This window comes from Desulfobaculum sp. (assembly GCF_054921475.1).
Map to the genome: position 1 here is coordinate 1 of NZ_JBUDSW010000078.1, position 13,937 is coordinate 13,937.

General features: G+C 62.1%; 10 protein-coding genes and 1 pseudogene. All 11 read left to right on the forward strand.

Annotated elements, in window-relative coordinates; all coding sequences use genetic code 11:
- Positions 1-265, forward strand: a pseudogene (locus ACY69P_RS06990) (FapA family protein); the annotation flags it as partial.
- Positions 266-278: 13 nt separating this feature from the next.
- A complete protein-coding gene (locus tag ACY69P_RS06995) occupies positions 279-1,037 on the forward strand; it encodes a motility protein A (protein ID WP_404843602.1) in 759 nt (252 codons plus the stop codon).
- 6 nt (positions 1,038-1,043) lie between these two features.
- The gene (locus tag ACY69P_RS07000; RefSeq protein ID WP_459900786.1) at positions 1,044-1,790 is read left to right on the forward strand and encodes an OmpA family protein; all 747 of its coding nucleotides are present in this window, start codon (positions 1,044-1,046) and stop codon (positions 1,788-1,790) included.
- Between the two features lie 3 nt (positions 1,791-1,793).
- The gene (locus tag ACY69P_RS07005) at positions 1,794-3,494 is read left to right on the forward strand and encodes a CgeB family protein (protein ID WP_462326980.1); all 1,701 of its coding nucleotides are present in this window, start codon (positions 1,794-1,796) and stop codon (positions 3,492-3,494) included.
- A gap of 6 nt (positions 3,495-3,500) precedes the next feature.
- A complete protein-coding gene (locus ACY69P_RS07010; protein ID WP_459900789.1) occupies positions 3,501-4,952 on the forward strand; it encodes a glycosyltransferase family 9 protein in 1,452 nt (483 codons plus the stop codon).
- 29 nt (positions 4,953-4,981) lie between these two features.
- Entirely contained in the window at positions 4,982-5,776 is a 795-nt protein-coding gene (locus ACY69P_RS07015; protein ID WP_462326981.1) for a LytR/AlgR family response regulator transcription factor, read from the forward strand.
- 131 nt (positions 5,777-5,907) lie between these two features.
- Complete coding sequence (locus ACY69P_RS07020) at positions 5,908-7,617, forward strand: LytS/YhcK type 5TM receptor domain-containing protein (protein ID WP_462326982.1); 1,710 nt, start codon at positions 5,908-5,910, stop codon at positions 7,615-7,617.
- A gap of 378 nt (positions 7,618-7,995) precedes the next feature.
- Entirely contained in the window at positions 7,996-9,432 is a 1,437-nt protein-coding gene (locus ACY69P_RS07025; protein WP_462326983.1) for a carbon starvation CstA family protein, read from the forward strand.
- Between the two features lie 317 nt (positions 9,433-9,749).
- Positions 9,750-11,900, forward strand: a complete 2,151-nt coding sequence (locus ACY69P_RS07030) for a flagellar hook-length control protein FliK (RefSeq protein WP_462326984.1) — start codon at positions 9,750-9,752, stop codon at positions 11,898-11,900.
- Positions 11,901-11,921: 21 nt separating this feature from the next.
- Positions 11,922-12,671, forward strand: a complete 750-nt coding sequence (locus tag ACY69P_RS07035) for a flagellar hook assembly protein FlgD (protein WP_462326985.1) — start codon at positions 11,922-11,924, stop codon at positions 12,669-12,671.
- A 30-nt stretch (positions 12,672-12,701) separates the two neighbouring features.
- The coding region (locus ACY69P_RS07040; RefSeq protein WP_462326986.1) for a flagellar hook-basal body complex protein at positions 12,702-13,937 on the forward strand (1,236 nt) is incomplete at its 3' end.

A 13,937-nucleotide genomic window follows, 5' to 3' on the forward strand; every position in this document is an offset into this window, starting at 1 on the left:
CCTGCGCAGCGGCACGTGCCCCGAACTTGCCAAGCAGGAAGATAAGCTGGAACGGCTCAAGGAGCGCCACCGCGCCGTGTGGAACGACATCAACAAGGTGCGCAATCTGGAGTCGTGCCGGGTGCTTGTGCCCGGCCGCGTGCGCCCGGGGGTGGAAATCAACATCGGCGAGGCGCGGTACGTGGTTCGTGATTATATGGAAAATGTGTGCTTTCGGTACCGGGACTATGAAGTGATCGTCGAATCGCCAGCATTGCAGAAATAAGGTCTGATCATCAATGGATATAGGAACTCTTCTTGGACTTTTGGCCGGTATGGGCCTCATCGTCGGCTCCATTATGTTTGGGGGCGGCGCAATCGGCGGCTTCCTCGACGTGCCGTCTGTGCTGGTCGTTGTGGGTGGTACCATGGCGACGGCGTTTATCATGTTCCCCATGAAGGTCGTCTTTGGCTCCTTCAAGGTGGCTATGAAGGCCTTTTTTGCCAAAAGTTCCGACGCGTCGGCCATGATTGACCAGTTGGTTATGCTGGCGGAAAAGGCGCGTAAGGAATCCCTTGTGGCGCTGGAAAAAGTAGCCATCGAGGATGAATTTATCAAAAAGGGCATCCTGCTGGTGGCCGACGGCACCGAGGAGTCCCTTGTCCGCGCGGTGATGGATACCGAAATTTCTTTCATGAAGCAGCGCCACAGGCAGGGGCAGGGCGTGTTTAAGGGGATGGGCACCATGGCTCCGGCCTTTGGTATGATTGGTACCCTTATCGGTCTGGTGAAGATGCTCCAGAATCTGTCCGACCCGGCCTCCATTGGTCCGGCCATGGCGGTTGCGCTGTTGACGACCTTCTATGGCGCGGTGCTGGCCAACGTGATTTTTCTGCCCATTGCCAAAAAGCTGGAGGAGCGCTCGCAGGAGGAATCGCTGTACATGGAAATTGCCATGGAGGGCGTGATATCCATCCTGCACGGCGAGCACCCGCAGATTGTGCGCGAAAAGCTCCTTGCCTTCCTGTCTCCCGCCATGCGCGGGGCCGATAAGTAGGACGCCATGGCCGACGCAGTAAACGCACCAAAACGCAAGGACGAAGAGCCGCAGGAAGAGGGGTTGCCGGCATGGCTGGCGACCTTTGCGGACATGATGACGCTGCTGCTGTGCTTCTTCGTGCTTATGTTGTCCTTTGCCAATCAGGACCTTGCGAACTTCCGCACCCTGATGGGCTCCATCCGCGACGCCTTCGGCGTGCAGCAAAAGCGCCCCGAGGCAACCTTTGCCGCCTATTCCCCAACGCGGCTTGAGAGTAAGGGCGTCAAGCTCAATCAGGAGCAGCGCGTGGTGCTGGACCTGACCATGCAGCTGCGGGCCATGATTGAAGACGACACCGAACTGAAGCGCTCCACCGGCGTCACTGCCGAGCGCGAGGGCGTGCTGGTGCGTGTGGAGACGGCCTTCCTCTTTGCCCCGGGCAAGGCCGAACTGCGCCCCGGCGCGGAAAAAATGCTTGAGAATGTTTTGAAGATTATGAAGGAGCATAACTTTAACTGTGTTATCCGCGGGCACACCGATGACCGCGAGGAAGCAGGCTCCATCTACCCCTCCAACTGGGAACTCTCCTCGGCGCGCGCCGCAGCCGCACTGCGCTGGCTGGTGGAGAAGGGCGGCGTGGCCCCCCGCCGGCTCAAGGCCGTGGGCTACGCCGGAACGCGCCCCCTTGTGCCCAACGACAGGGCCGAGGACCGGGCGCGCAACCGCCGCGTCGAATTCCTCCTGCACAGACCTGATAACGAAGCCTGGTAAGCCATGCCCCACTCGGAACCGCTCTACACAGCCGAGGCCGTCCGCGACGGCGAGGCCCTTGTCGATGTCCGCATCCGAAAGGATTCCCGTGAATTTTCCCTGTTTGGCCGCAGCCCCCGCGAGATGGAGGAGCGCGTTGTCGCGTCCTATGACGGCGGGCGCACGCTCCCTGTCCTTGTGGGCAGTGGCGCGGGCTATGCCTTGCGGCGACTGCTTGCTGCAACGGACGGCCCCGTTGCCGTGGTGGACCGCGAGGCGCCGATTCAGGACCTCACCGGCCTGCGCGCGCAGTACGCGGGGAACGACCGCGTGCTGTGGGTGGACGCCCCGGACGTGGACACCGCCCTTGGCGCACTGACCCGCTGGCAGATGCAGGAGGGCGGCGCGCCCCTCGCGCCCTTGCCCCTGCCGGCCTACCGCCGGCTGGACCGCGCCTTTTACGGCGAGGTGGCCGAGCGCCTGCAGGCCAGCGCGTCCTATGACTTTTGGGCCAAGGCGGACTACCCCAAGTTCCAAAGCTGGCCGCCGCGCGTGTTGTACCTCACCAGCGATTATTTTCTTGTGGGCGAACTGGTGCGCGCCAGCGAGCGCCTTGGCACCCCGCACTATTTTTTGAATATTGGCTCCAGCGAGACGGGCTGCACGGACTTCGTGAAGATGCTCCTCAAGGTGGTGGTGGAGTTTAAGCCGGACTTTGTGTTCACCATCAATCACCTTGGCGTGGACCGCGAGGGCGTGCTGGTGGACCTGTTGCAGCGGCTGAAACTGCCGCTGGCCTCGTGGTTTGTGGATAATCCGCACCTTATCCTCTACATGTACAAGCGCCTTGTCAGCGACTGGACCGCCATCTTTACGTGGGATGCGGACAATGTTGCCTCCCTGCGGCAGCTGGGCTTTGAGCATGTGCGCTATCTGCCGCTGGCGACGGATGCCACCCGGTTTACTCCGCCAAAGCGTCCCCTGCCCGCAGGGCATGAGTGGGCCTCGCGCGTGTCCTTTGTGGGCAATTCTATGGTCTACAAGGTGGGGCACAGGATGAAGGCGGGCAAGTTTCCGCGGGAGCTATTGGTCAGCTACCGCAAGGTGGCCGCAGGGTTTGGCGAAAGCGACGAGCGCAGCGTCAGCGCGTACCTGCGCGCCCAGCATCCGGACCTCGCCACCGTGTTTGACGCCTTGCCCGACGACGAAAACCGCCTGACCTACGAGACCATGATTACGTGGGAGGCCACGCGGCAGTACCGCCGCTCCTGCGTGGCGGCGACGTTGCCGTTCAATCCGCTCATCGTGGGCGACGACGGCTGGCTGCGGACCTTTGACGACGAGGGCGAAGGCTGGCGCTGGCACGATACCCTCAGCTACTACGACGATTTGCCGGACTTTTACCCCCTCTCCGAAGTCAACTTCAACTGCACCAGCAAGCAGATGAAGGGCGCGGTGAACCAGCGCATCTTTGACGCGCCCGCCGCCGGAGCCTTTGTCCTGACGGACCAGCGCGACCAGATGGATGCCCTCTTTGAGCCGGGGCGCGAAATCGCGTCCTATGCCTCGCCGGAGGAAGCCACGGACCACATCGCCTACTATCTGGAGCATCCCGAGGAGCGCCAGCGCATTATCGCCAATGCCCGCAAGCGCATCCTTGCCGAGCATACCTACGAGCACCGCCTCGAAGCGCTCTTTACCGCCATGCGCGACATCTACGGGTAGGGCGGCATGGCGGAGCAGAAAAAGCCAATCCTCGTGCTGCAAACCCTGCGCATGGGCGACCTTGTCATGTCCTTTCCCCTCATGCTGTGGCTGTCGCGGCAGTATCCCGGTCATCCGGTGTGGGTGGCCGCCGAGGAGATGTTCTCGCGCCATATTATGCCCATTGGTCCCAATGTGGTGTACTTTGGCTGGGATGACGCGGCGCTGCGCCATTTGCGCCAGCAGAGCTTCCATCTGGTGGTCAACCTCAGCTACGACGCCCGCGCCGCGCGCCTTGCCCATGACCTGCGCGCCGACGAGACCCTTGGCCCCGTGCAGAGTGCGGACGGCTCGCACTATGTACGCGGGGCGTGGCAGCTGTACCGGACCACGCTTGTTGGCGGCAACCGGCACAATCTTTTCCATTGGGCGGACCTGAACGCGCTGGACTGCGTGCCGACGTCCCTGATGGGGAGCACGCATTGGCCCGCCCCCCGGACCCTGACGCCCGAGTCCCAGCGCACGGTTGGCCTCTTTCTTGGTGCCAGCGACGCGCTGAAGCGTCCGGACGCGGCGTTTTGGATCCGTCTTGCCCGCCATCTGCTGGACCGGGGCATGCGTCCTATCCTGCTTGGCGGTCCGGCGGAAAAGGCCCTTGCCGCGGAGGTCGCCAAGGGCTTGCCCGCAACGCTTTTGAACCTTGCGGGAACGCTGTCGCTGTCCGAGCTTGTTTACACCGGTCAGGCCATGGGGCTGCTTATTACGCCGGACACCGGCCCGATGCACCTTGCCGCGTGGAGCGGCCTGCGCACGCTGAATCTGTCCATGGGCAACGTGAGCGCGTGGGAGACCGGGCCGTATCAGCCCGGGCACTACGTGGTGCGCCGACGCATGAGCTGTGTGGGATGCTGGGAATGCACACGGCCCGGCCCGTGCTGCAAGGATGGCATGCGGGCGCGGGATATTGCGGTCATTGCCCACCGCATTGCCACACGCGGCGGCGCAAGGCTGGACAGCCTGCGCTTTGCCGGGCTGGAGGTGCTGCGCACGGCGCATACGGCGGACGGCCTGTACGACCTGCGCCCGGTATTGAAGGACCATACGCCCACCACGCGTGAGCTGGTCAGCCGCTTTTGGCGGGCCTTTTGGGGCGAGCGCTTCGGGGCGTGGGATGACGGACGAGCGGCGCGTGCGTATGCTGAGCTTGCCGCTGCGGCCCCGCGCGTGCGCGAAGCTATGGCCGCGTCCGTTGTGGGCTTTAGCCGCGACCTTGGTCCGGCACTGCGGGACGGCGCGCGCCTTGATGCAGGCTTTTGGAAGGCCTCCATCCCCGCGATGCTGCCCCTGCGTAGTTGGTGCCAGATGCACCTTGCCAACAGCGACTGGTCGCGTCCGGCCTTCCGGGAGTGTTTGGAGGCCGCAGAGCACCTTATTGCGCTGGATGAACCGTACAGAAGCCGCGCAGACGCGGCGCGGTAACTGAGACTCGCCAACGCGTGGAGCAGACGATGACGGAGACAAAGCACATTCGGGTTGTCATAGTGGACGATGAGCCGCCCGCGCGGGACGAGCTGGCCTATCTGGTGTCCCAGTTCGAGGATGTTCAGGTGGTGGGTGAGGCCGCTTCGGCCACGGAGGCGGTGGCGCTCATTGAGGCCGAAGGGCCGGACGTGGTGTTTTTGGACATCGAGATGCCCGGGCGGAACGGCTTTCACGTTGTGGCCGAAACCATGCACATGGAGCCGCGGCCCTTGTTCGTTTTTGCGACGGCCTTTGACGAATACGCCATCCGCGCCTTTGAGGCCAACGCGGTGGACTATCTGCTTAAGCCTGTCTCCGAGGAGCGCCTTGAGCAGTGTCTGGAGCGTGTGCGCGAGCGTACGGGCGAGGCCGGAGCTGAGGCCGCAGGCGAGGTGCAGCGCAATCTGGAGCGCGTGCTGGAGGGCATGGGCCTGTCCCAGCAGTTGACGCGCATTGCACTGGAGCAGGGCGGACGCGTGGTGCTGGTGGCCCCGGAGGACGTGGTGCTCATCCGCGCCGACGGCAAAAAGGTGGTGGCGCATACCAGAGCGCTCAGCGCCCCATGCCACGGCGGCATGACCCTCGACAGGCTGGAGTCGCGCCTTGAAAACCATTCCTTTTACCGCGTCAACCGCAGCGTTCTGGTGAATTTGTCCCATGTGCGCGAGTTCTCGCCGTGGTTCCACGGCAAGTACAATATCGTCCTTGACGACGCCGAGGGCACCGAGGTGACGGTGAGCCGCGCGCGTGTGGCGGGCTTCAAGGAGCGCCTCGGGCTGTAGGGCCTGCCTTTTTCCTGTGTTTTCGGGCCGGTGTCCACGGCCTTGCGCGCGGCGCGCCGGTGGTGGTATTCCTGCCTTCCGGTGCGGGACGCGTGTGTCCCCCTGCCCAACGTTTTTCCCGGAGCAAATCTATGACAATCGGAGTCCTTCTCTTCTCCCTTGTGGAGCGGTTCGGGCTCATCATTGCCGCTGCCTTTTTGCTGCTGCACTTCAACCCCGTCCGCCAGATGGGGCTGAAGCATCCCGGCAAGGCCAACCGGGTGTTCCAGATTCTGCTGTTCGGCGCGTTCGGCATCATGGGCACCTACAGCGGCAACATGGTGTTCAACAGAGTAGCCAATTTGCGCGCCATGAGTGTGGTTCCGGCCGGGCTGTTTGGCGGCCCGCTTGTGGGCATGGCCGCCGGGCTGATTGCGGGCGGACACCGCATTCTCATCGACGTCGGCGGGTTTTCGGCGCTGCCGTGCGGGCTGGCCACCATCATTGAGGGGACGGTGGCGGGCTTTATGGCGACGCGCCTTGGCGAGCGCCGCCTCGACTGGCGCTACGCCGCGGGCATCGCCTTTGCGGGCGAGGTGCTCCACATGACCCTCATCCTCATCATTTCGCGGCCCTTCCATAGCGCTGTGGAACTGGTGGAACTCATCGCCTTGCCTATGATTTTGGTGAATACCATCGGCGCGGGGCTGTTTGTGCAGACCATCAAACTCCTCTCCCGCCACCGCGAGAAGAGCGACTCCAGCACCGCCCATGATATTCTTTCCATCGCCAACCACACCGTGGGGCATCTGCGCACGGGCCTGAATCCCGACGCCGCCAACGCCACGGCAAAGATTATCTACGAGCGTGTGGGCGTGGCCGCTGTCGCCATTACGGATACGGACAACGTGCTTGCCCACGTGGGCGAAGGCGCGGACCACCACCTGCCCGGTCGCGCCATCAGAACGCAGTCCACGCGCGAGGTGCTGCGTACGGGCACTCCCGTGTACCAACAGCGGGCCGGGAGCATCGGGTGCGACCATAAAAACTGTCCCTTCCGCTCCGGCATCATCGTGCCCCTGCAAAAGGGCGGGCGCATCGTGGGAACCCTCAAGTTTTACGGCAGCCGCCGCGCCATGTTGGACGAGGTGCGTTTTGAGCTGGCCAAGGGCCTTGCCCAGCTGTTCTCCACCCAGCTGGAGCTGGAGGATATCCAGATTCAGTCCCAGCTGCGGGCCAATGCGGAAATCCGCCACTTGCAGGCCCAGATTAATCCGCATTTTCTGTTCAATTCCCTCAACACCATCGCCTCGTTTTGCCGCACCAGCCCGGAGCGCGCGCGGGAACTGCTCAAGAATCTTGCCAGCTTTATGCGCAAGAATCTCGACTCGCGCGGGTTTGTGGGCCTTGACGAAGAGGTGGAGCAGGTGCGCTCGTACCTGACCATTGAGCAGGCGCGCTTTGGCGAGCGCGTGCGGGCGGAGATTGATATTGCGGACGAGTGCTACCAGTGGCGCGTGCCGTCGCTGCTTATCCAGCCGCTGGTGGAGAATTCCATCCGCCACGGCATCTCCCGCAAGGAGGAGGGCGGCCTTGTACGGCTTGTCGCCCGTGTGGAGGGGGACGAGCTTGTGGTCACAGTGGAGGACGACGGTCTTGGCATGTCCGCAGAAAAGGCGGCCAAGGTCTTGGCAGGCGGGCTTGGTTCCCGCCGCGATTCCATTGGCCTGTCCAACTGCAACAACCGCTTGGAGCAGCTTTTTGGCGTGCGCCATCGCCTGCGTATTGCCAGCAGTCCCGGCAAGGGCACCGTGGTGAGCTTCCGCATTCCCCGGTGCAGCGAGACCGTGGCCAACACCTAGCGGTCCCGCCATAGTGTCCGCCTTGTGTGGCGGCCCAAAGCGCCCCGGTTGCGCCGTCCCCGTAGGGGAGGGCCAACCGGGGCGCTTGGCGTTGGTTGCATGGTGACCGGGCGGCGCGTTGCATGGTTGCGGCCCCGGCGCGCTGTGCGGAGCGGATGGGCAACGAGGCCCGTATGACGGGAGTCGACGTGCTTTTCTGGCCCCGCTGTGACGCCTGCGTGAAAAGGCCGTGCATTTCATTCCCGGCTGCGTGCAGTTCAGCCCCTCGAAGCGACACTTCGCGCTTTGGGTCTTGCGCCTTTTTTCACTGGTTGTAGAAGGAGGGCGTAAGAAGAAACCCCCGGCGCGGCCGGTGCGAGATGCTTTGAGGAGGCAACTATGCTGTTCTTTTTCGCGTGTTTGATCGCCCTTATTGTGGGCTACTTTACCTACGGCAAGATTGTGGACCGTATTATGGGTCCCGATCCGAACCGCACCACTCCTGCCTACACCAAGCAGGATGGCGTGGACTTCATGCCCCTTCCCAAGTGGAAGCTCATTTTTATTCAGGTGCTGGATATCGCGGGCATCGGCCCCATCTTCGGCCCCATCCTCGGCGCCCTGTACGGCCCGGTGGCGCTTGTGTGGATCGTCATCGGCTGTATCTTCGCCGGCGCTGTGCATGACTACTTCAGCGGCATGCTCTCCGTGCGCAACGGTGGCGCCAGCGTGCCGGAGATTGTTGGCGAATACATGGGCATGACCGCCCGTCAGGTCATGCGCGTGTTCTCCGTTGTGCTCCTGATGCTGGTTGGCGTGGTGTTCGTCCTTGCCCCGGCCAAGCTGCTCACGGGCCTGACCGGCTACAACACCGGCATCTTCGTGGCGTGTATTTTCGCGTACTACTTCCTCGCCACCATCCTGCCCATCGATAAGATTATCGGCCGCCTGTACCCCGCCATGGGTCTGCTGCTGCTGGTGATGACGGCTTCCCTGTGTGTAGCCCTCTTTGTCGGCGACTACACCATTCTGCCGAACCTCGACATTACCGCGAACCTGCACCCCGGTGGCAAGCCCGTGTGGCCGCTGCTGTTCATCACGCTGTCCTGCGGCGCGATTTCCGGCTTCCACTCCACGCAGTCTCCGCTGATGGCGCGCTGCGTGAAGAACGAGCGCGAAGGCCGCTCCGTGTTCTACGGCGCAATGATTATTGAAGGCATCATCGGCCTCATCTGGGCCACCCTTGGCATGTCCTTCTACAACTCCCCCGAGGCTCTGAGCGCCGTTATCGCCGCTGGCAGCCCCTCCGCCGTTGTTGACGAAGTGTCCCGTACACTGCTCGGCCCGGTGGGCGGCTTCCTCGCCGTTATCGCCGTTATCGTGCTGCCCATCACCTCTGGCGACACCGCCTTCCGCAGCACCCGTCTCATCCTTGCGGAAGCCTTTAAGGTGGACCAGGCAGAAGTTGCCAAGCGTCTGATGATCGCCGTGCCGCTGTTCGCCCTCGGCTACATCATCTCCACGCAGAACTTCTCCACCATTTGGCGCTACTTTGGCTTCTCCAACCAGACGCTGGCCATGCTGGTGCTGTGGTCTGCCGCGGTCTTCCTCGTGAAGAGCGGCAAGCTCCACTGGATTGCCACCATCCCGGCAACCTTCATGACCGCCGTGTCCGCCACCTTTATCCTGCAGGCGAAGATTGGCTTCAATCTGCCTCTGGATGTGGCCTACATCGGTGGCGCTGTCATCGCCGTAGCCGCTCTGATCCTCTTCCTCGTGAAGTACTGCATCGGCAAGGGCGCGCAGCTGGCCGCCGCTGGCAAGTCCGGCAACTAGAACGTGACGACGTTCTGATTCCATAGCTCGCAGGGCACCGCGCCCTCCGCCTCTCATAAGGCCGCCGTTCCACGGAACGGCGGCCTTTTTTGCGTGGTGCTTCGGGGGATTGCGGCGCGGGGGCGGCATGCGCTCCTCTGCGCGGTGCCCGTGCAGGCAAACTGTTCCAACTGCCCGGTCTTGTGGAGGATCCTGCCGCGGGATGCGGTGGCTATGGGCGGCAATATCTGCCTCTGTACGTGGTCTAACATGTTGAAATCATATATTTTAAGCATTTGGCACGCACCTTGTAACATAGGGGGCGAGGTACACGACATATGCAGATATTTCCTTCCATGAGTGATTTGGCAAACGACGTCTTCGGGACCGACGCCCAGCTCAAAGCGAGCTACGAGCGCCGCCCCGGGGACTTTGCCAGTTATTTCGATACACAGATGTCCCAATACGACGCCTTTGCTCTGGACCGCATGGAGCGCGGTTTGACGGAGTCCGTTGGCAATCACCTGTACGAGGAAGGGCGCAGCCTTGATTCCTTTGCCAGCGACGAGGACCTGCGCCGCTCGCGCGAGGCCGCGCAGTATGCCGCCATGGACGCCCGGGCGCTGATGAGCGCTGGCGAGGCCTTTGCCGGTGGCGGCTCCCGCGCCTCGGGCGGCAAGGATGCCGTGGTGCTTCTGCAGGCGCTGGCCGGTGCTGGCACGGAAAAGGGCGCGGGCAAGGGCAAGGCGGGGCTGCTTGGCTTGCTGGGCAAAGGCGGCGCGGAAAAGCTTTCGGACATCAAGAGTCTGAAGGTGACGCGGGAAGACTTTGCCGACCTGAAGGACGACCTGAAGGCCCTTGGGCTGACGAACAGGGAAATCCGCGCCCTTGGCGACAAAATTGCCAGTGACGCCGGCGTCACGTGGGGACAGCTTGTCTCCGCACTGGCGTCGCGCCTTGGCGCGCTGAACTCCGCCGTGGTGAAGCTCTCCGCCGATGAATCCCGCCAACTCCACAGCCTGTTCCAGAAGATGGGCTTTACGCCCGGCGCGGCCGAGGGGCTGGTGGGTGACCTGACGCAGGGCAAGTTCTCCAGCGTGTGGAAGCAGGTGTCGGACAAGCTGGCCTCGGTTCCGGCCGGGACGCAGATTGATGTTTCCAGCAGCGAATTGCAGCTGCTTGGGCAGGTGGTGAAGCTGTCGGAAAAGGGCATAGCCCGCCTGAAGTCGCTGATTGGCGATAAGCAGAACGTTACACTCACTGCCGACGGACTGCGTCAGGTTATGGCGCAGCTCAAGTCGGAGGTGGCCGCGGACGTGAAGGGCGACACTCTCACCGCCGGAAAGATGCAGGAATCTCTTGGCGCTGTTTTGGAGAAGGCCCTTGAGCGTGCGGAGCATGCCAAGCTGGCCGATGCCGGAACGGACAATGACGCCAGAAACAAGAAGGTTCTGGCTGAGCATGAGCGGCGCACCCGCGCTGCCGAAGGGGACAAGGCCGCCAAGGCAGGCGCAGACGGCGATGAAAGCGTCGCCGAGCGCGTCCTGAAGGCTGACCCCAAGAACGTGGACGGCAAGAAGGCCGCCGCAGCCGCGGCGGGCAAGGGCGCAGAAGCCTCGACCAAGGCCGACCACAGCGGCAAGACCACAGTGTCTGCCGATGACGCGGCACGGACCGCTCAGGACAAGGACGTCAAGAGCGCCGTTCTCGCGGGCAAGAATGCTGATGCTGGCAAGGACGCCGGTGTTCGATCCGCCACGGAAGGCAAGGCTGGTCATGGAAAGACCGGTTCGGACAGCGGCGCGGGCCGATACGGCGGCGAGGGCTTTTCAGGAGGAAAGGACTCGGGTGCCGGAGCCAGCGCTGGCGAGCGGAATCCATGGATGGATTTTCTCGGCAAGGTGAAGACCGATGGCAACGGTGCGGAGCAGGCCTTTGTCGCCAACGAGGCCATGAAGGCCGCGGAAGCGACCAAGAACCTGCTCAAGGCCGAAACCGTTGGAAGCGGGGAGAGCGCCTTTAATAAGGAGCTGTCTTCCCGCCTGATGCGTCAGGTGGAAAACGCCATGCTGCGGAATCTGTCAGGAGGACGGAAGCAGATGACGCTGAAGCTGGACGCTGCTGACCTTGGCAAGCTCAACGTGGTGCTGTCGGTTCGGGACAAGGAAGTCTCTGCCGTCATCCGTGTTGATTCGCACGAGGCCAGCAAGGTGCTGGGCGATCAGATGGCCCACTTGCGGCAGACTTTGCAGCAGCAGGGCCTTCGGGTGCAGAAGCTGGAGGTGCAGACCCAGCTTGCCGGTGACCAGTTCGGCCAGAATTGGCAGGGCGCCGGACACCACAATTCTGCACAACAACAGAAGAATTCCGGACAGTTACGTGGAATGTGGAAGAGCCTCCAAGATGGCGGCGAAGGATTGGCCCGGGAAATGCAAAATACCATGCATCAGGTAAATAATTCCCAGGGCGGATTGGATATTTTCGCCTAGTCATACACGAGGTTACAGATCATGCAGCAGTACGACGCAGGAAACATCATCGGCAGAGCGGAATCGGAACTCTACGATACCAGAAAGTTCACCGGTAAGTCCGAATTGGATAAGGAGGACTTCCTTACCCTGCTGGTTGCCCAGCTGCAGCATCAGGATCCGCTGAACCCCATGGACGACAAGGAATTCACCTCGCAGCTCGCACAGTTCTCGAACCTTGAGCAGCTCCAGTCCATCAACAAGGGCGTTTCCTCACTGTCCCAGCAGACCATCCATCAGGAAATGGTCAACGCCGCCAACTTCATTGGCAGGGAAGTCAGGGCCCTTGGCGACAACCTGAGCATCCGCGAGGATGGTTCGGTCAGTACAATGTACTACGCCCTCAAGAACGAGGCGCAGAACGTGTACATGAACATTTTCGACAAGGACAACAACATCATCCGCACCGTCCAGCTTGGTGCACAGGCGGCGGGCGAGCACGAATTCCAGTGGGATGGAAAGGACTGGAAGGGCAAGGATCTGCCGGAAGGCCTCTACTACGTCGCCCTGGCGGCAGAGGGCAAGGACGGCGAAGCCATCATGACCCAGACGGAAGTTTCCGGACGAGTGGAAGGCGTGCAGTACTCCAACGGGCAGAACTACCTGCGCCTGTCGGACGGTCGAGTAGTCGGATTCAACTTTGTGAAGGAAGTCGTGGAGTCTGGAACTGGTACGGACGGAGACCAGGATGGTTCCGACACCGGTCAGGACGGCTCCGCAGATGACGAATAAGGAGGTTCGGTAATGGGTCTGTCATCATCCATGTGGACAGGTGTGTCGGGTTTGCAGGCACACGGTGAGAAGATGGGCGTCATTGGCAACAATATCGCCAACGTCAACACCGTGGGCTTCAAAGGCGCTCGGATGCATTTTGAAGATTTCATCAGTCAGGACATCAATACCGCCGCAGGCATAGGCCAGATTGGCCGAGGCGTTGGCATCGGCGCCATCTACGCCGACTACGGTCAGGGCGGTTTTGAGACCACCACCGAGGCGACGGACCTTGCCATTGGCGGCGAGGGCTTCTTCAAGGTGAAGGTCAAAAACGAGGACACCAACTACTACACCCGGGCGGGCAACTTCCGCTTCGACAAGGACGGCTACCTTGTCGACCCCCACGGCTACGTGCTGCAGGGCTGGGAGATTCCGCAGTCCTCCAACACCACCATCGCTACGGGCCTGACCACGGGCAGCTCGTCCTCCACGTCGAGCATCAAGGGTACCGGTGCGCCCAAGGACATCCGCCTTGAGGACTTCACCGCCAAGCCCAAGGCCACCGAAAACGTCAACATGATTGTGAACGTTGACGGCACTGCCGGGCAGGACAACTCCACCCTCGCCTCGGACCCGTTCTTCAGTATGTTCAGCAACTGGGACGGACAGGCCGAAGTGCCGCTGGCCGACTCGCAGTACACCTACCAGAGCACCATCAAGGTCTATGACGAAGGCGGCACCGCGCATGAGCTGACCGTCTACTTCGACCAGGTGTCCGTTGGCGCCGACGATGGCAAGCAGTACTGGGAATACATGGTCACCGTGCCGCCCAGCGAAGATGGCCGCGTGTTTGACAGCGTGGACATGGACACGACGTCTGCCGCAGGCGTTATGATGATTGGCTCCTTGACCTTCGACTCCGCTGGTCAGCTCAAGGGCCAGAGCGCATTCACGCTCAATTCCAGCGCATCCACTCCCGGCGACAAGGATTTGGGCAACTGGCAGCCCGCGAAGTTTAACACAGATGGGCAACCTATCTTTGCGCCAAACTTCACCAATCAGCCTGGTGGGAGTGACATCAACAACTCCAACGCGCATCCCGTTGCGGTGAACTTTGGCCTGACCAACAACAGCCCGAGTGGCGGCACAGATCCTGCTGACAATCCTGGGTGGGATACGGTCAATGCGACATTCTCGAATGCCGGACAAATTGGCAACAATGTAGACAATCTGCCCGACTTTGCTGACGTGGAGGTCAACTCCAAGGCGTCCACCAGCTTCTCC